Annotated in this window: 17 protein-coding genes; 8 read left to right on the top strand and 9 right to left on the bottom strand. The window is 29.2% G+C overall.

What is annotated here, in order from left to right:
* The first annotated feature begins 8 nt into the window (after window positions 1-8).
* A complete protein-coding gene (locus BLA33_RS00600) occupies window positions 9-980 on the top strand; it encodes a MinD/ParA family protein (protein ID WP_004793263.1) in 972 nt (323 codons plus the stop codon).
* Window positions 981-1,010: 30 nt separating this feature from the next.
* Window positions 1,011-2,354: an ATP-dependent 6-phosphofructokinase gene (locus BLA33_RS00595; protein WP_004791205.1), complete on the top strand. Its 1,344-nt coding sequence runs from the start codon at window positions 1,011-1,013 to the stop codon at window positions 2,352-2,354.
* A 16-nt stretch (window positions 2,355-2,370) separates the two neighbouring features.
* On the opposite strand, the gene BLA33_RS00590 is transcribed toward BLA33_RS00595, so the two are convergent.
* From BLA33_RS00590 to BLA33_RS00570, 5 genes are all read right to left on the bottom strand, one after another.
* A complete protein-coding gene (locus BLA33_RS00590) occupies window positions 2,371-3,702 on the bottom strand; it encodes a CoA-disulfide reductase (protein WP_029346457.1) in 1,332 nt (443 codons plus the stop codon).
* A 14-nt stretch (window positions 3,703-3,716) separates the two neighbouring features.
* Window positions 3,717-5,108, bottom strand: coding sequence for an L-cystine transporter (locus BLA33_RS00585; RefSeq protein ID WP_004791376.1), 1,392 nt, complete (start codon window positions 5,106-5,108; stop codon window positions 3,717-3,719).
* A gap of 64 nt (window positions 5,109-5,172) precedes the next feature.
* On the bottom strand, window positions 5,173-6,765 hold the full coding sequence (locus BLA33_RS00580; RefSeq protein WP_029346458.1) for a glucose-6-phosphate isomerase: 1,593 nt from the start codon (window positions 6,763-6,765) through the stop codon (window positions 5,173-5,175).
* 22 nt (window positions 6,766-6,787) lie between these two features.
* The gene (locus tag BLA33_RS00575) at window positions 6,788-7,189 is read right to left on the bottom strand and encodes a ParB N-terminal domain-containing protein (protein WP_004793293.1); all 402 of its coding nucleotides are present in this window, start codon (window positions 7,187-7,189) and stop codon (window positions 6,788-6,790) included.
* 6 nt (window positions 7,190-7,195) lie between these two features.
* Complete coding sequence (locus BLA33_RS00570) at window positions 7,196-9,961, bottom strand: penicillin-binding protein 1A (RefSeq protein WP_075226315.1); 2,766 nt, start codon at window positions 9,959-9,961, stop codon at window positions 7,196-7,198.
* 297 nt (window positions 9,962-10,258) lie between these two features.
* Between BLA33_RS00570 and plzA the strand changes: the two genes are divergently transcribed.
* A complete protein-coding gene (gene plzA / locus BLA33_RS00565; RefSeq protein WP_029346459.1) occupies window positions 10,259-11,044 on the top strand; it encodes a c-di-GMP-binding receptor PlzA in 786 nt (261 codons plus the stop codon).
* A 212-nt stretch (window positions 11,045-11,256) separates the two neighbouring features.
* On the opposite strand, the gene BLA33_RS00560 is transcribed toward plzA, so the two are convergent.
* Window positions 11,257-12,264, bottom strand: coding sequence for an L-threonylcarbamoyladenylate synthase (locus BLA33_RS00560; protein ID WP_075226314.1), 1,008 nt, complete (start codon window positions 12,262-12,264; stop codon window positions 11,257-11,259).
* Window positions 12,265-12,369: 105 nt separating this feature from the next.
* On the opposite strand from BLA33_RS00560, the gene BLA33_RS00555 reads away from it, so the two are divergent.
* The 3 genes from BLA33_RS00555 (at window position 12,370) to valS (ending at window position 16,971) form a co-directional block, all read left to right on the top strand.
* Window positions 12,370-13,158 (top strand): septal ring lytic transglycosylase RlpA family protein, encoded by a 789-nt coding sequence (locus BLA33_RS00555; RefSeq protein ID WP_075226573.1) that lies wholly within the window; start codon window positions 12,370-12,372, stop codon window positions 13,156-13,158.
* Between the two features lie 191 nt (window positions 13,159-13,349).
* Complete coding sequence (locus BLA33_RS00550) at window positions 13,350-14,339, top strand: tRNA dihydrouridine synthase (protein ID WP_029346876.1); 990 nt, start codon at window positions 13,350-13,352, stop codon at window positions 14,337-14,339.
* Between the two features lie 4 nt (window positions 14,340-14,343).
* Window positions 14,344-16,971, top strand: coding sequence for a valine--tRNA ligase (gene valS / locus BLA33_RS00545; RefSeq protein WP_029346877.1), 2,628 nt, complete (start codon window positions 14,344-14,346; stop codon window positions 16,969-16,971).
* Window positions 16,972-17,071: 100 nt separating this feature from the next.
* Here valS and BLA33_RS00540 read toward each other — a convergent pair whose 3' ends face one another.
* The 3 genes from BLA33_RS00540 to groES form a co-directional block, all read right to left on the bottom strand.
* Window positions 17,072-17,659, bottom strand: coding sequence for a hypothetical protein (locus BLA33_RS00540; RefSeq protein WP_031531062.1), 588 nt, complete (start codon window positions 17,657-17,659; stop codon window positions 17,072-17,074).
* 75 nt (window positions 17,660-17,734) lie between these two features.
* Window positions 17,735-18,412, bottom strand: coding sequence for a tRNA (5-methylaminomethyl-2-thiouridine)(34)-methyltransferase MnmD (gene mnmD / locus BLA33_RS00535; RefSeq protein ID WP_075226313.1), 678 nt, complete (start codon window positions 18,410-18,412; stop codon window positions 17,735-17,737).
* Window positions 18,413-18,724: 312 nt separating this feature from the next.
* Window positions 18,725-18,997: a co-chaperone GroES gene (gene groES / locus BLA33_RS00530; protein WP_004789371.1), complete on the bottom strand. Its 273-nt coding sequence runs from the start codon at window positions 18,995-18,997 to the stop codon at window positions 18,725-18,727.
* Between the two features lie 143 nt (window positions 18,998-19,140).
* Here groES and BLA33_RS00525 point away from each other — a divergent pair, with 143 nt between their 5' ends.
* Together BLA33_RS00525 and BLA33_RS00520 are read left to right on the top strand one after the other, a co-directional pair.
* Window positions 19,141-20,772: an ABC-F family ATP-binding cassette domain-containing protein gene (locus BLA33_RS00525; protein WP_029346878.1), complete on the top strand. Its 1,632-nt coding sequence runs from the start codon at window positions 19,141-19,143 to the stop codon at window positions 20,770-20,772.
* 35 nt (window positions 20,773-20,807) lie between these two features.
* Entirely contained in the window at window positions 20,808-22,487 is a 1,680-nt protein-coding gene (locus tag BLA33_RS00520) for a PQQ-binding-like beta-propeller repeat protein (RefSeq protein WP_075226312.1), read from the top strand.
* The last annotated feature ends 21 nt before the right edge of the window (window positions 22,488-22,508 follow it).

The raw sequence follows: 22,508 nt of genomic DNA, 5'->3' as shown, positions 1-22,508 counted from the left end.
ATTCAAGAATGACTAAAATTATTCCTGTAGCAAGTGGCAAAGGTGGTGTGGGAAAAACATCTTTTGTTGCAAATATTGGCTATAAGCTTTCTAGTTTAGGTAAAACCGTAATACTTGTTGACCTTGATCTTGGAGGTTCTAATCTACATACATGTTTAGGTGTTAAAAATAAGGGCGTGGGTATTGGTTCTTTTATTAATAAAAAGGATAAAAGTTTTTCGGATTTGGTATGCAAAACATCTTATGATAAACTTTACCTTATTCCAGGTGATGCTCTTTATACAGGAACGGCTAATCTTCCTTTTTCTGCTAAGAAAAAGATTATAGAATCTATTCAAAAAGATCTTATTGCTGATTTTATTTTTTTAGATTTAGGATCTGGAACTTCTTATAATACAATAGATTTTTATTTAGCATCTTATAGTGGTGTAATTGTTACAGTACCAGAAACCCCTTCTATACTTAATGCTTATTCTTTTTTAAAGAATGCTCTTTATCGTCTTTTGTATTTAGGATTTCCACAGAAAAGTCCTGAGCGCGATTATATTGGCAATTTTTTTAAAGATAAGATTGAAGGGACAAAGCTTGGATTTAAAGATTTGGTTGTTGGGATTGAGCTTATTTCTTTGAGTTCTTCTTTGAAAGTCAAGAAGATGATGAATAATTTTTATCCTAGAGTAGTGCTGAATAGAATAGAAACTAGTGAAGAGATTGCTATGTGTGAAAATTTGATTAATGTTGTTAAGAATAATATTAATATACCAATAGAGTTTATAGGCTTTGTACCTTTTGCAAAAAGTTTTAGAGAGGCTATTAATAATAGAGTGCCATTTATTGATTTTGAGAAGAATTCAAAGCTGAATAAATATTTTGAATTCATAGCTGGCAATTTAATTAAATCTCCTGTTGAAGGGTCTCCTTATATTTACGACGACATATACGATATGATTAAAGATCAAAGTCAATTTATTAGAAAATAATTGGGTTATAATTTTATAAAGGAGTATTTAGTGTATAGAATTAAAAATGAAAATTTAGATTTTAAAATAGATAGTTTAGGAGAATGCAAGCAAAACAATCCTTTGATTGATTTTTATGCTGGTGAGGGCTCTTCACATTTTGTTAATGAAAAAAATAAAATTAAGTTTAGTGTATATAGGAATGAGGACGAGGGAGATAAGTATGAAGATATTCTTTTAGAAAAAGCTGGACCTAGAGAAAAAATTTATTTTGTTCCCAGGCACGTTAAAGCTGCTATTACTACTTGCGGTGGACTTTGTCCTGGCTTTAACGATGTTATTCGTTCTATTGTGCGAACTTTATGGAAAATTTATGGGGTTCGTAATATTTATGGGGTAAAATTTGGATATCAAGGCCTTCTTCCCGAGTCAAATTCACCTTTTATTAATCTTAATCCAGATGTTGTTGATGATATTAATAAATTTGGAGGCACTATTCTTGGCTCTTCAAGGGGTGGTATTAAACCTGTTGAAATAGTTGACACTTTAGAGAGAATGAACATTAATATGATTTTTAATATTGGTGGAGATGGTACTCAAAAGGGATCTCTTCTTATTGCTGAGGAGATAGAAAAAAGAAATTTAAAAATAGCGGTTGTAGGCATTCCTAAAACTGTAGACAATGATTTTATGTTTGTTCAAAAATCTTTTGGATTTGAGACTGCTGTAGAACAAGCGGTTGCAGCTGTTGCTGGTGCTCATTTTGAAGCTAATAGTGCTTATAATGGTATTGGACTTGTTAAAGTTATGGGGCGGGATTCTGGGTTTATTGCTGCTCATACTGCGCTTTCTTCTAATGATGTTAATTTTTGTTTAATTCCAGAGCTTGATTTTGACATAGAAGGTCCTAATGGATTTCTTGTTCATCTTGAAAGACGACTTTTAGAGAAAGAGAGCTTAGAAGAAATTCCTCATGCAGTAATATTGATAGCAGAAGGAGCAGGGCAAAAGTATTTTAATCAGTTTTCTCGCAAAAAAGACGATTCTGGGAATTTGCTTTATGAGGATATTGGGCTTTATATTAAAGATAAAATTACAGAATATTTTAAAGCAAAAAATATACAATTTACTCTTAAATACATTGATCCTAGCTATATTATTAGAAGTTCGCCTGCTAATGCTAGTGATTCACTTTATTGTGCTAGGCTTGGTTCAAATGCTGTACATGCTGCAATGTCTGGTAAGACAAAAATGTTGATTAGTTTGTGGAGTACAAAGTTTGTGCACATACCGATTAAGATGGCAGTAATTGACAGAAATAAGGTTAATCCCAATGGTTCTTTTTGGAGAGATGTTCTTTCAAGCACAGGACAACCGATTAGCATGAAGAATTAAATTAATTAAATTCTTTCTATTTAGCAGCATTTCCAGCAATATTTAATATATCCCAGGTTCTTGAGAATGGTGGAGAATATGAGAAGTCCATCATTCCTAATTCTTTTGTTGTAAGTTTTGAATAGATTGCAATTGATAAAGCATGAATTCTTATTACGGCTCCATTTTTTCCTATTGCTTGTGCTCCAAGGATTATTTTAGTATTCTCCTCATAAATTAATTTAATATAAAGATCTTCTTGGCCAGGATAATAATTTGTATGATTTTTATCTTTTACAAAAATCGTTTTATATTTTATTTGAAGCTTTTTTGCATCTTTTTCTGTAAGCCCTGTTCTTGCAGCTTCTAAAGATAGTATCTTAATTGAAGCTGAGCCCAATGTACCTTTAAATGGAACATGATTCCCAGCTAAATTTTCACCGACTATTCTTCCAAGTTTGTTAGCTGTTGTTGCCAGAGGTATATATTCATTTTTTTTGCTTACTATATTATAAATAGTTGCACAATCTCCTGCAGAAAAAATATTTTTTATGCTAGTTTCGCCATACGCATTTACAATTATTGCTCCATTTGTACTGGTTTTAAGCTGATTTTCTAAAAACTCAGTAGCAGGCTTTATTCCAGTAGCAAGTATAACAATGTCAGCTTGATAAGTATTTTTGTTTGTTACTACTCCTTCTACTTTTTTTTCTCCTATTAAACTTTTTACAAACTCACTTGTATGAAGATTAACTCCTTTTTGTATTAGTTCTTCTTCCATTATTTTAACTATTTCTTCGTCAAAGGAATCTATTAGTATGTGTTTGTCTAGTTGAATTAATCTTACATTTTTTCTTTTATTTTTTGCTGCTTCTATCATTTCAATTCCAATGTATCCAGCGCCAATTATCACTATATTTTTAATCTCTTCTTTATCCATTAAATTTTTTATTTTTTGACCGTCTTCTAAATTTCTCAGAGTATAAAAATTTTTAAGATTGATATTATTGATTGCCGGAATAATAGGTTTTGCACCAGTTGCTATCATGAGTTTGTCGTAGGTATTGTTAAAAATGCTTCCTGTTATTTGATTTTTTATTACAATTGTATTGTTTTTTACATTTACTTTGATAACTTCGTGGTTAGTTTTAACAGAGATTCCAGTTTTTTCGAATTCTTCTGGTGTTCTTGAGATCATTTCATTTGGATTATCAAAAAATCCCCCTATAAAGTAAGGTAGGCCACAAGTTCCAAAGGACACAATATTTGTTTTTTCATAGATAGTAATATCTAGCTTTTTGTTTAAGCGTTTTGCTTTAGCAGCGGCACTAGTTCCTGCTGATGTGCCCCCAATAATTATTATTTTCATGATTGTTTTTCCATTTATTTAGTTATACACTCTTTTTCGTTGTATATATTGTGGTTAAATTGTTTAAGTTGTTTAGCAGATATAACACCGGCAACCATTGAACCGCTTACATTAACAGCTGTTCTTCCCATGTCAATTAAAGGTTCAATGGATATTAGAAGTCCAACCAATCCTACTGGAAAGTTCATTGCTGAGAGTACCATTAATGAAGCTGTTGTTGCGCCTCCGCCAGCACCAGCAGCTCCAAATGAAGTTATTATTATTAATCCAAGAAGTGTGAGTATAAATAAAGTGTCTGTAGGGTTTATTCCTTGAGTGGGTGCTATCATCACTGCAAGCATAGCGGGGTGCAGTGCTGCACAACCGTTTTGTCCAATTGATGTTCCAAAAGAGCTTGATAAATTTGCTATTCCTTCGCTTACACCTAGGTTTTTAGTTTGAATTTCTATATTAATAGGTATGGTTGCCGCACTAGACCTAGATATAAATGCAAATGTTAGTGCTGGAGATATTTTTTTTATAAAAGTAATTGGGTTTAATTTGTTTATTGCAATTAATGTCATATGCATAAGAAATGTAAGACCTATGGCAATGTAAGAAGCAATGACAAATTCTCCAAGCTTTATTATGCTTTTGATTTCGCTGGTTGCTGTAATTTTTGTTATTAAAGCTAATATAGCATAAGGCGTTAGTTTTAAAATTAAAGTTACTATTCCCAATATTGTGTCTTGAAGCGTTAATATTATTTTTTTAAAAAATTCTATTGATTCTGGCTTTTTTCTAGATGTTTTAAGGGCGGCTATTCCTATGATAGCTGAGAATATTACAACTCCGATTGTTGAGTTTTTTCTAAGTCCTGCCAAATCTTCAAATATATTTTGCGGAATGAGTTCTGTAATTTTTTTTGTAATTGGTGTTTGATTTAAAATTTCAAGGCCTTTTTGCAATTTTTCACCTTGTAAAATTTCTCTGGCCTCTGCTTGCAATCCTTCAGCTGTTAATCCTAATATTAAAGCAGTGGAAATGCCAATTATAGCAGCAATGCCTGCTGTAAATACTAGTGTTAATATTACAAATAGGCTCATTTTTCCAACATCTTTACTGTTGGTTAATTTTATTATTGCAGAGATTATTGATGTTATTATTAAGGGGATTATAATCATTTTAAGAAGTCTTACATATCCATCACCTAAAATATTTATCCAATTGATAGTTTCGTTTGTTATAGATGAATTTGTGCCATAAAAATATTGGATAGTCATTCCAAATACTATTCCTAGTCCTAACGATATAAATACTCTTTTTGTAAAAGAAATATTTTTTCTTTTACAAAAAGAAATTATGCTTATTAGAACAAGCATAATTATAATATTAATTAATGTATATAATATACTTATCTTATCCATTCTTACCTCTTTTATAAGCTTAGTGCATTCTTTTTTAAACTTAAGTTTATATATTCAAGATTAATTAATCTTGTTTTAATATTTTTTTAGAATAAGACTCTATTACTTCATCTTCAAAGGCATTATTTTTTAAAATTTGATTTGCAAGAATTTTCCCTAACTGAACTCCTTCTTGGTCGAATGAGTTTATATTTAATAAAAATCCCTCAAACATTACTTTATTCTCATAATGGGAGAGTATTGCCCCTATTGCATAAGGTGTTAATTCTTTTGAATATATTAGCGCAGAAGGTCTCTCGCCTTTGAAGTTTTTATTTTTATTACTATTTTCTTTGCCTTTTGAAAATGCTATTATTTGGGCTATTAAATTTGCTTTTAATTTGTCATTACTTGATCTATTATCAGATATTACATCTTCTTTAAGTTGTGTTTCATTAAAACCTATGAAATCCATTGGGACTATATCTGTTCCTTGATGAAGCATTTGAAAGAATGAATGTTGAACATCTGTTCCAACACCTCCCCAAATTATTCTTACAGTTTTATAGTTTATTGTTTCGTTAAATCTGTTTACACTTTTCCCATTGCTTTCCATTTCAAGCTGTTGTAAGTGAAGATAAAAATTTTCCATTGCCTTAGAATAAGCAATGATGCAGTTGCTACTGTAGTTGAGAACATTTCTTTCGTATATACTAATTAGTGCTGCTAATAGAGGTGCATTGTCTTTTATGTTTTTATTTAATGATTTTTTATCAGTCTTATTGGCTCCTTTTAAAATCTCTTTTACAATTTTTTCTGTGAAGCAAAGAGTAAGTAGTGCAAGTCCAACTGCTGATGTTGGAGAAAATCTTCCACCTATTGAATCATGCATGAAAAAATATTCAAGGCATCCTGTTTCCTCTACTGCTAACACGCTATTCTTTAATGTTATAATGGCCATTTGTTTTTTATATTCTTTTATGCCATTTGATTTTAATTTGTTTATTAAGAATTTCATATTAGCTGTGGTTTCTAATGTATTTCCACTTTTTGAGACAATAATAAAAAGCGTTTCATCAAGATTAATGCTATTTAATACTTCTTCTGATTCGTCTGGATCAATGTTTGAAATAAAATAGCCATTCATTAAGGCTATATTGTGTTTTTTTGCATAATTTTTTATTGAGCTATAAAGAGCTTTTGGTCCTAGACTGGATCCACCAATTCCTATTTGAACTACATTTTTAAACTTTTTACCATTTACACTTTTAATATTTCCAGAATGGACTTGATTTGCAAAATTATATATTTTTTCAAGTTCTGATTGGAAAAACTCGCTCATATTTTCTTTATTGTCTTCTATTACGTCCTTACCAATTTGCCCTCTTGTAAGGTGATGTAGAACTTTTCTGTTTTCACTAATGTTGATTTTTTCCCCATTAAGTACTTCTTTATATTTTTCTATTAAATTTGCTTCATCGCTTAAATTTTGAAAAATTTTAAGGTGGTTTTCATTAATTTGCTTTGAAGCATAATTATAATGCACACTATCTCCTTCTATTGTAATGTCGTACTCTTTTATTCTTTCTCCAGTCAATGCAGTTTTTAGCACCTCTGGAGCAATTCCTTCAAGAATTTTAAAATTTTCAAGTTCATTAAGATTTTTGTAATTTATCATAAACATACTCCTTTGTTATGGCTTAAATTTTTCTATTTTTTCTTTTCCACATGTTTTTAATTTTTAAGATAATAAATTTAATAAATCTTATTATTACATTGCTTTCAGAATAAATCTTCAAATAAGCTTCACCTTCGTTTGCTTCACTTTTTGTAAATGACTTTCTAACATTATTCTCATCAAGTTCAATTTCAAGTAAAGTTTTTTTGTTTTCACTTGAGATTACCTTTACTTCAGCTTCTTTATAGCCGATTTCTTTTAAGGCTTGATATCTTCTAAATCCTGCAATCAAATTCTTATTTTTATCGATTATTATTGGATAAATTAATCCATGCTTTATAATGCTGTTTTTAAGAGTTTCAATGTCACCTACATTTTTTCTAATTCTTTTTTTTATTTTTATTTGATCGATATCTATTAACATATTGCTTTAATCCAATTGGATATCTTCTCCATTGACGTCTTTATTGTTAATTTTTTCATTTTCATTGTTATTTGAATTTAATTCTTTTATGTTTTGTACTTCTGTGTTTGTTTCATTAACAATGACTTTGTCTTTAATTTCTTTTGTGTTTTTAATAAACATTTCTTTGTTATTGTTGTCGTTATTTAGTAGATCTTGTTGTGGGTTTTTATTTTCTATTTCATTTAAGGGTTTTTTAATGCCCATTTCTATTCCATCTTCATTTTTATTTTCATCATTGTTATTATTGTTGTTTTCAAGATCATTGTTATTATTGTTTAGGCTTTCAAGATTATTATCAAGATATTCAAATTCAGGAGTGTCAAAATTTATTTCATCGTTATTATTAATCTCATCAATTCCATATATGTTAAATTCTATTGTATTTTTAAATTCTAGTTTATTTTTATAGTATTTTGATTTTTCAATTGGTTGGGTGCCGGAAATAAATAATTCATTTATTATTTTTTCGTCAGCAATCTCTTCTGGTAATAGCCCTGTTTCTGCTTGCACCGGGATACTAATTATTCCTGCAGGTTTTACAAAAACTTTTTTGGGCAAGTTTTTGTGATATTCTGCCATGAATTCCCCCCAACTAGGTCCTACCAATCCTGTTCCTGTTCCGGATATTCCCAGTGAATATCCTTTTTTATCAAATCCAACCCAAAATGCTGTTGTTATATAAGGAGAATATCCTATTGCCCATCCGTCTGCCCAATTTTGCGTTGTTCCCGATTTTCCGGCAATGTCAGAATTAAAATTTTTGAGATTTGTATATCTTTGATTTGATAAGGTTCCATATTGGATTGTTGATTTCATCATATCTGTGATGATATAAGCAGCTTGAGGAGACACTATTTGAGTTTGATATTCTTGGCTTTTGATTTTAGCTAATATCTTTGCTTCTTCATTTGCTATTATTCTTCCAGCTCTGTCTTCAATGTATCTTATTCCATAAGGTTCGATTTCGTTACCACTATTCCCCAAAATTGCAAAGGCTCTTGCCATTTGGATTGGAGAAACTGATATTACACCTAGTGCTAGCGGATAAACTTTGGGAAACGTTTTTTCTATTTCTTTTGGGTCTGTTATTCCTAGTAGTTTTGAGGAATAGCTAATCGCAGAGTCAAAACCCAACTTGTCCAATATTCTTAATGCTGGAATATTTAAAGACAAAGCCAATGCCTGGCGTGTTAAAACGTTGCCTCTCCATTTGCCACCATAATTTCCTGGAGCATAAACCTCTCCGTTTTTATCTAGAAATGCTACTGGAGAGTCTGAAAACATTGTGGCAGCTGTTATTTTTTTCAGATCAATTGCGGCTGCAAAATATAATGCTTTAAATGCACTTCCAGGCTGGACTTTTGCTTGTGTGGCGCGATTAAATTCATTGTCTTTAGCATGTCCGCTACCCCCAACCATGGCTCTTATTGCTCCGCTTGTTGTGTCTATTGCTATCATTGCTCCCTCAGGCTGTGCAATAAGTTTTGGTGCTAATTTATTTTTGATAATATATTCTTTTGTTGCCTTATCTATTTTATCAATTCCAAGTATAGCTCCAAAGCTTGCAATTAGATCAATATTGTCTTCGTAAAATTTTCTTTTTCTAAGTTTTTTATATTGCCGTCCATTTATTCTTAAATTTTTAATTCCTAATAAATCTGATATTGCATCTACTACAGGGACAATTTCTGAATTAATAATTATTGTTTCAGATGATCTATTTAAATTATGCATTGTTCTTGCTTTATTAATCATATCGTTTGTAACTTTATCTGCATATTTTTGTGCTTCAAGGTCAAGAGTTGAGTATATTGAGTATCCATCTTTATATATGTTTGCACCATCTGGTAAATATTTTATTATTTTTTGCCTTATGTATTCAGAGAAATAAGGAGCTTGGTCTTTTTTGTTTGAAATTGCGGATGTATCAGCCATTCTAGTCCAATCATAATTTTGCCAATATTCATTAAATTCTTTTTCAGCAATTTCGGCTTTTACTATTCCATTTGATACAACTTGGTTTAAAACTGCACGTTGTATTTTTTTTGAAAATTCTGGATTGTAAAGAGGTGAATAAAGTTTTGCATTTGGGAGTTGAATTATCATCATCACAGATTCTGCTGTATTTATTTTATTTACGCTTTTACCAAAAAAGAATTTTGATGCGGCAACTATTCCATAATTGCCGTTTCCAAAATAAACCTTATTAAGGTACTTTTCTAGTATTTCGTATTTTGAGAGTTTTTTTTCAAGTTGGATTGCCCACCATATTTCATGTAATTTCCTCAAAATAGATCTTCTTGCTTGATTTGTATAGAGAAGTTTTGCAAGCTGTTGGGTTAATGTGCTGCCGCCTGAAAAATATCTGCCAAGAACAATATTAAATGCGGCTCTAAATATTCCTATTAAGGAAAAGCCTCGATGAGAAAAAAAACCAATATCTTCTCGTATTAGAAGTGTATTAATTAGATTGTCAGGCATCTTTCTCAATGGCATTAATTCTCTATTCTCATCAGATATAAATTGAGTTATTTGTTTTCCATTAATATCTAAAAGTCTTGAAGGAATTGCTGGGTTTATATATCCAAAGTTTTTATCTTTTTGTATGTTTATAGTCTTAGATATTGCTAATGAGAGTGCAATAATAGAAAAGCTAACTGTGAAATATGTTAAATAAATAAGTAGCTTATGCTTATTTATTTTTCTCAAGCTAAGACTATTTAATTTCATACTTTTTACTAAAGTATACTATAAGTGTATAAGAATTAATAATATTATAAGTTGATTGTTATAGTGTAAAATTATTGTTATAATTTTACACTATGTAAGCAGTATTTTAAAGTTTTTTAAATTAAACGGATGCTGTAAGGGTGGGGTGATGGTATGTCTTTGATTTTAATAGCAGATTTATTGATTATTGATTAGGCTTGTTTATAACTTGATTGTTTTAAAGTTGTTTTAAATAGCTTTAAATGTTGTTTAGTATTTTTATTTTTTATATTCAAAAAAAGGAGAAAGGAGAGGTTTATGCTTTTATCTAGAAAAATAAGAGATTATGGAGCTAAGTATAGGGGTAAAGAAATTAAAATGAGTACAGAGATAAATAGTTTTTTAAATCTTCGCAATACTATTGAGATGAGAATAGGTGCTTATTCTGTGCTTGGAGTAATTTATTCTATTTCTATGGATTCTCTTAAGCTTATTTTTCAAGAAGATACAGTATTGCCTGCTTTGGCTAAAAATAAAAATTTAGGCTCTATTCAACTTAAGAAGAATTCAGATCCTAATAATAACGTAGCTTTTTCCCCCTTTTTGTCTGTTAAACTCTTAAGTGCTTCTGCCTATTCTTCTCAAAACAAAGAATACAACTTATTAACATTGGAATTTTTATCTCCTATGCCAGAAGAGATTGCTATTAAAGTTGGGAAACTTCTTGATTTAAAACTTGGTCAAAATCAGAGAATTCACGAGAGGATTATTGTTGATAAAGATTCTATTAGAAAACTAAAAATTGATTCTGATAAAGCTTTTATCAAGTTTAATGGATCAAAACATAAATGCTTAATAAAAGATTTATCTTATGGGGGTGCTTTAGTAATTTCTTCTTTTGATTATGGGGATTTCAAAGAAGATTCAATTGATTTGATTTTTAGTTTTGAATTCATGGATAAAGAGATTTTTATTGAGGGAAAATCAAAAAGTTTAAGTGTTATTCAGACGCCTAATGGAAAGGTTTTTGCGCTTGGCATTGCTTTTGATGAAGACAAAATACCACTTGAGTATACTATGTTAATCCATGATTATTTCAATTAATCAAAAGATTAAAATTTTTCTTATGTGAAAATTTGCTCGTAATGCTTATTTTAAGTTTTTCTTTATTTTATTTTTTGGCTTTATTGGGGTTGGGAAAGACAGTTTGTTATACTATGGGCTTGGATGTCTACTTGCAGATTTAGTATTGTTTTGCTAATGAGTAATTATGTTTATGCTTTTTAAATTTTTAAAATAATAATTCAGCACCATTTTTAATTAATGAATGTATTTAAGCTAGCTTTTCTGATTCTATTGTTTATTGAGTATCCAAGTTCTTCGTCTTTTACGAATTCACTAAGGATCTGTTTGTAGCTGTTCTCAGAATTGACTAGCTCTTTGTAAAGATTTTGTGCATATTCTTCAAGAGTGTTAAATACTGTAATATTTTTTTTATCCCACAAAAAATTAAATAAATAGGAGTTTAGAGTAGGTTTTGTAATAAGTATTTTTGTATCTTTGTTTAAATATCTTCTTATGTTGTCTTGACTTTTAAATAAATAGACGGGAATTTTTGGTTTATAATGTTCTATCATGTTCCCTGGTGATTTTTCTAACTCTATTTTCGTTTCTGCGTAATTTACTGTATATTTTCCTTGAAGCCCTTTTTCTATCATTTTTTTTGTTATTGCGCCTGGTCTTAATATTATTACGTTATCTTTTAGGTCAAATCCAATCACAGTTGATTCGATTCCGATATTAAAGTCTTTATTTTCTTCTAGTTTTATTATTCCCCTTACAAGTCCATTTAATTCTTTTAAAGCCATTTCGAAGTTTGTTGCGCTTGGTCTTTTTGATATATTTGCAGATGGTGCTACTATGGGGACTTTAGATGCTTTAATTAAGTTTAAAGCTATTTTATTTGCAGGAATTCTTATTGCCACTGTGTCTAGATTTCCACTAACAAATCTGGATATTTTTATTGATTTCTTAAGAACATAAGTTAAAGGACCTGGACTAAACCTTTTGATTAGCATTAGAGCACTTTTAGGAATATATTCCGATAATTCTTTTATTTTTTTTACTGTGTCAACGTGTACTATTAAGGGGTTTTGAATAGATCTTTTTTTAACTAAAAAAATCATTTTTACGGCATCTTCATTATAAGCATTTGCACCAATGCCATAGACTGTTTCTGTTGGAAATACAACAAGCTCGCCTGTTTTGATAAGTTTTGCTGCTTTTTGTATTTGATTACTTCTAATTATTTCTGTAGATATCATTTTTTAGTCTTTTTCCTTTTTATAATTAAATCAAAAAAAATGTGAATAAGCAATTTGTGAGCTTGATTGTTTATTGAAATATGTTTTTATATTATAATAAACATTATGAGAAATTTAATTGATGCCATCGCAAGATATAATAGAAATTTTGTTTTTCTCTTTGTATTTTTTTTTATTGCTTCTCATTTAAATTCTGCTACAGTAGGCCTTGCTTCATGGTATGGTGAAGCTTTCCACGGCAAAATTACTGCTAATGGCGAAAAATTTGATATGATGGCTCTTACTGCTGCTCACAAAGAATTACCCTTTAATACTGCTGTAAGGGTTACGAATCTTTTAAATAATAGGTCAGTTGTTGTAAGAATTAATGATAGAGGGCCTTTTAGGAAGGATAGAATAATAGATTTATCAAAACATGCTGCTGAAAAGCTTGATTTTTTGGGAATAGGAGTTGCTCCTGTAAAAATTGAAGTAATTGACAGTGTAAATGAAAAAAGACCTTCTGTATCAAAATCTAGTGATTTTAAAAAAGAATTTAATACTCCTGAGATTAAAGAAGAAAGTAAAACTAAGCAATCAGAAGAGAATGTTTCTGTTGAAAATAAATCTTCAAATTTATTAGCAGATTATTTAATTCCTGCCGACAAAGAAACAGATTTTTACATACAAGTTGGATCTTATAGAAAAAAAGATTATGCTGATAGGGCTTATCGAATATTAAAAAAAGCAGGCCTTTTTGTTGTAGTAAATTCTCATGGGCCTTTTTATACTGTTTTTATTCCTACTAATGCTGATGATATTCAAAAAAATATAGAACTGATTAAATCTGCTGGATATAAAGATACTTTAATAAGAAAAACCAAGGTTCCAGGAGAGGGTCTTATTATGGATTAATTTTGTAAATTATTTTTTTTATCAAAATTATTTATTGACTTTTAAAAACTTATGATTATTGTATTTGTTACCAGTCCTTTTGTGATGGTTTTTTATTCTAAAAATTACAATGTTATTTGAAAAGTTTGAATCTATTAAGCAACTGTTTTGCTTTGCTTAATAGTTATGTTTTATTGTTATATAGTTATTTGATGAAGTTTTTATTTGATATTCCTCTTCCAATTATGATTTTGGCTCCAATGGAAGACGTTACTGATACTGTTTTTAGAAATTTAATTCATTTAATAGGATCTAAAGAAGGAGAACCCCATATTTATTTTACTGAATTTATTTCTGTAAAGGGAATTTTAAATGGATCAAAACAATCTATTCAACATGTTTTTTTAAAACCCAATGAACTTAATAGGCCTTTAATTGCTCAAATTTGGGGTAATGATCCTGAGCAATTTTATAGAGCAATAGAAATATTAGGGGGCATGGGATTTTGGGGAATTGATATTAATATGGGTTGTCCTAAGAGTAAAATAATTAAAAAAGGGGTTTGTTCGGCTTTAATTAATAATAAATCTTTGGCCAAAGAAATAATTCTTGCAAGCAAAGAAGCTTGTGCGAGATTTAATTTACCTCTTAGCGTTAAGACCAGGCATGGATTTTCATATCCAGAAGTTAATGATTGGCTAGGATTTTTATTGGGCTTTGGAATTGATATGTTAACGGTTTATCCAAGACTTGCTGTTAATCAGAGCGAAGGCCCTGTTAATTTTGATATTTTTTATGAACTTGTTAAATTGCGGAATAATCTTAGTCCTTCTACTCTTATTATTGGCAATGGAGATGTTTTAAGTCTCAAGGATGCTAGATATTACGTTGATAAATATTTAATTGATGGGATTATGTTTGGTCGTGGAATTTTTAAGAATTTAAATTTATTTAAATTTTCTTCAAAACATTTTTTGGATAGTAATTTAAATTTTAGGTTAAATATATTAAAATTCCATATAAAGGATTTTTATGCTACTTGGGGACTTGAAAAAGATTTTAATAAACTTAAAAAATATTTTAAGATATATTTTACTGAGAAGGAAAGACAGAGTAAATATTTCTCAAATCTTATAAATTCGAAAACTTACGAAGAGCTTTTTGAAAATTTAAACGTTATTGACATGGTAGGAGATTTTTAAAACAATGAATTTTAGACTTCTTGAAAAATATGATCCCAAGGCATTTGAAGATGAAATTTACAACAAATGGCTTAAAAATAATGTTTTTTTGCCAAATAATTCTTTATTTGAAAAATTTAGTATGGTTGCACCGCCTCCTAATGTTACTGGTGTATTGCACATGGGGCATGCTCTTAATTTTGTTTTGCAAGATATTCTTGTAAGGTATAAAAGAATGAAAAAGCACAATACTTTATGGCTTTTTGGCACAGATCATGCAGGAATAGCAACGCAGGCTGTTTTTGAAAGGAATCTTAAAAATATTGGCAAAAGTAAGGATGATTTTGAAAGAGAAGAGCTTGTTAAAGAAATTTTTAAATTAAAAGATAAGCATAGAGGTGTAATTGTTAATCAGATAAAAAAACTCGGCGCGTCTTATGATCACTCAAGAGAAAGATTTACTCTTGATGAGAGTCTTTGTAAGGCTGTTAACAAGGTTTTTAAGGATTTATATTCCAAGGGGTTGATTTATAGAGGTGAGTATCTTGTTAATCTTGATCCTGGATCTGGGAGTGTTGTTAGTGACGAAGAGATTGAATATAAAGAAGTTGATGGCAAGCTTTATTTTGTTAAGTATTTTTTTGATGATTCTTCTTTTATTGAGATTGCAACAACTAGGCCTGAGACGATGTTTGGGGATACTGCTATTGCTGTTAATCCCAATGATGAGAGATATAAATCTTTAGTTGGAAAAGAAGTCACAATTCCTTTGACAACTAAAAAGATAAAAATTATTGCAGATTTTCATGTTGATAGTGATTTTGGTACTGGGGCTTTAAAAGTTACTCCTGCACATGATCCTAATGATTTTGAAATTTCAAAAAGGCATAATATTCCCAAGGTCAATATTTTAACTCAAGATGGAAAACTTAATGAAAATGTTCCTTTACAATATCAAGGATTAAGCACTAAGGATGCAAGATTTAAAATAGAGATAGAATTAATGGAAAAAGGGTTTTTACAAGGTGTCAAAAAACATATGCAACAGGTTGGGCATTGTTATCGATCAGGGGAGGTTGTTGAACCTTATTTATCTACTCAGTGGTTTGTGAGCATGAAACCTTTGGCAGAGAAAGCTTTAAAGGCTTTGAAGAGTGGCGAATTAAGATTTTACCCTAAAAAGTGGGAAAATACATATAAATACTGGTTGTCAAATATTAAAGATTGGTGTATATCAAGACAGCTTGTTTGGGGACATAGAATACCGGCTTGGTACAATATTGATACATTAGAACTTATTATTAGTGATACTGATCCTTCTTTAGATGAAAAGAACGTGGGGAAGAGATTTGTTCAAGATCCAGATGTTCTTGATACTTGGTTTTCTTCTTGGTTATGGCCTTTTTCTTCACTTGGATGGCCTAATATTACTGTTGATTTTGAAAATTATTATCCAACAAATACCTTAATTACAGCTTATGATATAATATTTTTTTGGGTTGCAAGAATGGTGATGGCGGGATTAGAATTTACAGGACAAATTCCTTTTAGAGATGTTTATATTACGCCTCTTTTGCGTGACAAACAAGGTAAAAAAATGTCAAAGTCTTTAGGTAATGGAATAGATCCTCTTGATATTATTCATGAGTATGGAAGTGATTCTTTGCGATTTACTTTATCCTTTTTGTCTGTTCAAGGCCAAGATTTAAATATTGATGCTAAGGATTTTATGTTTGGAGCTAAGTTTGCAAACAAAGTTTTTAATGCTTCCAAATTTATTCTTTTAAATTTAGAAAATAGAGAAGTATTCAATGATTTGAAATTTAACGACATTGACAAGTGGTTGCTTACAAGCTTAAATTCAACCATTCTTGGTGTAGAGTCTTCTTTTGCAAATTATAAATACAATGAAGCTTCAAAATTCGTTTATGAGTTTTTTTGGAATGATTTTTGTGATTGGTATATTGAAATTAGTAAAATTGATCTTAATAGTGAAAATGTTGATATTCAAAATATGGCTATTTCTAAGTTGCTATTTTTTCTTAAAAAAGCATTGTTAATTTTACACCCGTTCATTCCTTTTGTTACAGAAAAAATTTATTCTGAATTTTCAGAAAAAGGAGATATTTTAGCCTTAAATGAATATCCAAGTTTTGATATTTCCAGCAATTTTAAAGAAGAATTTGAAAGTTTTAAAGTATTTAAAACTTTCATTGTAGCCGTTAGAACACTTAAGAGTGAATTCAATATATCTCCTAGCATTGAGATTGATGTTGCTTTGAAGTTTGATTCTGACTTTAAATATGAAGGATACTTTAAGTCTAATGAGAGCATTGCAAAAAGAATGATTAATTTCAAAAATATATTTTACAATGAAAATTGTGATGGTATGCTTGGTTTAGCTGTAGTTGGTTTTGAAATTTATGCAGATGTTAAGTCATTGATAGATAAAACCAAGGAGTTAATAAGGCTTGAAAAGCAGCTTGAAAAGTATAAAATGCTTAAGATTTCTGTTTCAAAGAAACTTGAAAATGAAAATTTCTTAATGAATGCTCCTAAGGAAATTATTGAATCTGAAAAATTAAAATTTGTAGAATTTTCTTCTTTAATTAATAAGATAAATAGTTATATTATTAATTTAAAAAATCTGTAAAAAAGTTGAAAAATTATTATGTAATTGAATTTGCTATGGTTAGCTTTTTAGCAAAATGCTTGCTTTTTATTAGAAATAGCACATTTTGTGCTATTAATTGTTAAGAAGCTTGAGGAGATAAAAAGCTTGAATCTTGTAGTTTCATGAAGCTGTTTATTATTGTTGATACATCTTCTTCTTTGATGTAAATTGATGGAAACGTTTTTCTTTGATCAAAGAGAAACTCAAAATCAAGAATTAAATAAATTTGATTACTTTTACGAGTTACGCTCAGTTTTAATTCAAAATCATCATCATCTTTGTATCGTTTATTAGGATTTTCTTTAATTATTTTTGTGCCTAATAATACGATTTCATTTTCTTTAATGCTTTTTGGTCTGTTATCAAATAAGCTTAGACTTTTGATTATATTGCTAGTATTTAAAAGATTAAAAAAGCTAAAATTTCTTCTATATCCATTTTCTTTTAGGATAAGCTTAACTTCTGAATCGTTATCTTTAATGTATGATCCTTTATGTTCAATTTCAATAATGCCTTCAAGGCTTGCATTATTTAGAACTTCAGAATATTTTTCTTTTTTTATTAATATATCTTGTATAAAGAACAAATCCTTGATTGTGTCTTTTGCAAAAATATAATTATTAGATATTAAAAAAATTAAGGCTGTAGCAAATATTTTCCTTGTCATTAAAATTTTCCTTTCCTGATAGCATATCATATTTGATTTGCATTGTTTTTTAACAGCTTATTTTAAAAGTAATTTTTAATTTTTTTGGGCCCTTATCATATGTCTTTTATTTCCAAATCCTTTTTCTATGTGAATGCATTTGAAATTGGCAAGCTTTAAGCCATCTTTTACAATTCTTGCAGAAGAAAATGTTGAAAGCTTGCATCCCGGACTGCTTTTTTGAGAAATTAAATTAAATATTTCATTGTTCCACATTTCAGGATTTTTTTTAGGGCTAAATCCATCTAAAAACCAATATTCTACATTTTTTGGAATTTCTTTGATTTTTATTTTAGCGTTTCCAATTAAAATTTTTAAATTAACATTTTCTGTTATTTTTACTTTTAAATTTTTTTTTGGAATTTTAGGATAATGTTTTAGCATTAATTTGAAATAAGCGGTTTCTTTAGTGAAGAACTTTGAAATTTGCATTATTGTCTTTTTTTTGAGTGGAAATTTTTCTATAGAATAATAATTAATCTTTGAGGTTATATTGTTTTCTTTTATGAATTTTAAAAGACATACAAAGTTCAATCCTGTTCCAAATCCTAACTCTGCTATTAAAAGATTTTCTTTTGTTTTTAATTCTAAATCCAGATTGCAGCCTTTAATAAATGTATAAAAACTCTCTTCAATTCCATATTTTGGATTGTAATAGATGTCATCGAATTTGCTTGAATATATGGTGTTCTCTTTAAAAATTAGATTTTTCATTTAATTTCACTTTTTCAAGCTTACAGAATTCTGTAAGCTTGAAATTTTTAATTTGATTGATCAGAATAATAAGTTTTTATGATAAACTTATAATCTTTATTAAAAGACTGCAAATTTTAATAAAAAATTTTAACTTATAAGTATTTGTAAAGTTGAGTATTTTTTTAGGAATATAAAACTTCCTACCATTTCTACTGTCTCTTTAAGTTATGGTCATTTTTTTATTCATATTAAAACCATAGCCTTATTTTTCAATAATCTTTATAAAATATTTTTTATAAAGATTAAAGCTAAGTAGCTAAACTTAGCTTTTTACTCTTCTATTATTGCAACTATTTCTTTTGCTTTTAGTATTAAATGCTCTTTATTCTCGATTTTTACAGCAGCTCCTGCATACTTTTCATAAAGTACAGTGTCGCCAACTTTTACAGTGATCTCTTCTTTGTTAGAACCAATGGCTATAACCGTTCCAATATTTGTTTTTTCTTTTGCATTTTCTGGTATGTAAAGTCCTGAGATTGTTTTACTCTCAGCTTCTTTGATTTTTATCAAAACTCTATCAGCTAAAGGCTTAATATTTTTCATTTCAAACATCTCCTTGTGTTAATAATATTAAATATACGAAAAAATTGAGAGTTGAGTCAATATATTTATATAGTGCTTGAAAATTAAATTAATTTTCAAGATAATTTTGTTATTAGAATATTAATTTTAGGCAGGGTAATGGTTTGATAACTGTAAATAATTTGGAAGTTGCATTTGGAGAGAGAGTTTTATTCAAAGATGTAAATATTAAATTTTCTTCTGGAAATTGTTATGGAATAATTGGTGCTAATGGAGCAGGAAAAAGCACTTTTTTAAAAGTACTAGGTGGAATGATTGAATCTACTAAGGGTGAAATATTTATTCCAAAAAATCAAAGAGTAGCGGCTCTTGAGCAAGATCAATTTGCTTATGATGCATATAAGGTTATCGATACTGTTATTATGGGTCACAAAAGGCTTTATTCTGTTCAAAAAGAAAAAGATGAAATTTATAATAAACTTGATTTTAGTGATGAGGATGGGATTAGAGCTGGGGAGCTTGAAGCAGAATTTTCAGAACTTGGAGGATACGAGGCTGAATCTAGTGCAGCAGTTCTTCTTAAGGGCCTTGGAATAGATGAGTCAATTCATAATAATTTAATGAGTGACATTGAAGGGTCTTTAAAGGTTCGAGTTCTTTTGGCGCAAGCGCTTTTTGGTGAACCTGATATATTGCTTCTTGATGAGCCTACCAATAATCTTGATCTACAATCTATTAAATGGTTGGAAGAGTTTTTAATTAATTTTGAAAATACAGTTATTGTTGTATCTCATGATAGACATTTTTTAAATCAAGTTTGTACCCATATTGTTGACATTGATTACGGAAAGATTCAAGTGTATCTTGGAAATTATGACTTTTGGTATGAAACAAGCCAAATTTTAAACAAGCAACTAAAAGATGCTAAAAAGCGATCTGAAGATAAAATTGCTGAACTTAAGGCATTTATTCAAAGATTTTCTAGTAATGCATCTAAGTCTAGGCAAGCAACATCAAGGAAAAAGTTGATTGAAAAAATAAAGGTTGAAGATTTGAAGCCTTCTTCAAGGAAGTTTCCTTATGTTAATTTCAAAAGCGAAAGAGAACTTGGTAAAAATGTTCTTACAATTAAAAATTTGACAAAAGAATTTGAAGGGAATTTAATTTTAAATAAATTTAGCAGTATTGTTGAACCCCAACAAAAGATTGTTTTTTTGGGAAATCCCATGTTTGCAACTTTTTTGTTTGATATTATTACAAATGAAGATAAAAATTATAAAGGTCATTATGAATGGGGATCTACTGTTAATTTTTCATATTTTAATAAGGATAATGGGAAATATTTCGATTTAGATTTAAATTTAGTTGATTGGTTGCGTCAGTATTCAAAAGAACAAGATGAAACTTATATTAGAGGATTTTTAGGTCGAATGCTTTTCAGCCAAGATGAAGCTTTAAAGAAGGTAAATGTCCTCTCAGGAGGAGAAAAAGTAAGATGCATGCTTGCTAAGGCTATGCTTAGCGGAGCAAATGTTTTAATACTGGATCAGCCTACAAACCACTTGGATCTTGAAGCAATTACATCTTTAAATGCTGGGCTTAAAGAATTTAAAGGAGTTGTTCTTTTTACATCGCATGATCATCAATTTATAGATACTGTTGCCAATAGAATTATCGAGTTTACTCCCAACGGAATAATTGATCGATATATGACTTTTTCTGAGTATATTGATGATGCTAAGATTAGGGATCTGAGAAATAACCTTTATGGTGATAATGCTGGGTTTAGGCTTTAGTAGTAGTTTTTTAAAAGCTCAAAAGGTTTTTTGTTTTGAGAGGCTTACTTTTTATATTTTTGTTTTCAGCTTCTTTTTTAAGGCTTTATTCTAGCATTAATTTATATTTCCAAAAAGCATTAACTGGTAAAGTTGTAGGTAATCCAATTATTGATGAAAAACGTGATACTATTACGGTTTTAACACAAGATAGATGGTTGACTACTTATACAATGTCATTTGAGAAGAAATATTCTTATAGATTGAATAGAATTCCATATCCTTTTCTTTTAAAAGATTTTGATAATGGTTATTATGTTATTACAGCTAGAAATGAAGTTCAAAAGATTGAAAGAGGAAGGCTTGTTTGGAAACATAAGCTTGATTTTTCACCTTTAGGCGATCCTGCCATAGGCAATGTTAGCATTTTAATTCCCCTTGTTAATGAGAGGGTTGTTTCTATTGATTTAAAGAGTGGAAAAAAGATGTTTGAAGTTAACATAGGTGGCAAACCCGCCACTTCTCCTGTAGTTTTTGATAATGGTGATTTTTGCATTGCAAGCGAAAATGATGAAATACTTTTGTTTGATTTTTTGGGTAATAAGAAATGGTCTTCCAGGCTGGTTGCTTTCCCTTTTTTGTTAATGATAAATACAAGAAAAGAGGTAGTTATTGGACATAAGTCAGGTCATATTGTTGCTTATGGGAGAGATTTTGGGGAAGTTGTTAACTCTATTAAATTAGACTTTCCTATTAATTTTTTGTTTGAAAAATTTAATGGTGAATATGTTGCAATTTCAAGTGTTGGTATGTTTTTTAATTTAAGTAGAAACTTAAAGCTTAAATTTAAAAAAAAAATGAACTTTAAGATTGAGAAAGCTCTTCTTTATAACAATAGAAATCTTTTAATTTCAACTAAATCACATGGACTTTTGTCTTTTGAAGAAGATTTTGATATATCTTTCACAGATTCTAAACTTAAGGATTTGTTGGGACTTAGTGCTAATTCAGGTATTATTGTCTTAGGGGGGTTTGATTGGGTTCTTAGTACTTATTATTATGAGTACGACAAAGAGCTTGATGTTAGTGTATGGAACCATTTTAGAGGTAATAAATACAATCAAGGTAGAATAGATTTAAAAGAGAAAGACTCTGTAGATTATGATGAAAATTATTTACTTCTTGATGAGATTCTTAATTCTAGTTATAGTGATTCTGCTTATGATAAATTTTTAGGTATTTTAGATTTTCTTGCAACTAAAGATGGAAATTTCCCCAAAAAATATTTAAATTTATATAAAAGGGCTTTTAATGTTTGGCTTTTGCCAGAAAAGGGGCTTGATAGAATTATTGCAAGGGGCAAGCTTTATAGATATTTTATATATGTTAATGATGAATCTGCAATTAAGAGCTTTATTGATTTGGCAATTAGAGAAAGAGATATTAATAATATAGTTGCCATAGTGAAAACCATTACCAAATTTGAAAGTTATTATGGTCAAGATTGTATTATATATAATTACATCCAGCATATAGTGTTAAATTATCAAGGTAATTTAGAAATAGCTTATTCTGTAATTTTAAATTTAAGAAATATAATTTTAAATTCAACAGACAAGCTTATTACACTTTGTAAGCATAAGTATCTAAATTTATTAATGTTTATGAGGCGGCAAAATTTTTCTGAAAATATTAATAAGCACATTAATGAAATTATTTCAATCATTCAAGATTGAAATAATTGTTTTGTATATAAA

Source organism: Borreliella garinii (assembly GCF_001922545.1).
GTDB classification, from domain to species: Bacteria; Spirochaetota; Spirochaetia; order Borreliales; family Borreliaceae; genus Borreliella; species Borreliella garinii.
Note: the sequence above shows the minus strand (reverse complement) of the source record. Positions and strands in the feature narration are given on the sequence as shown.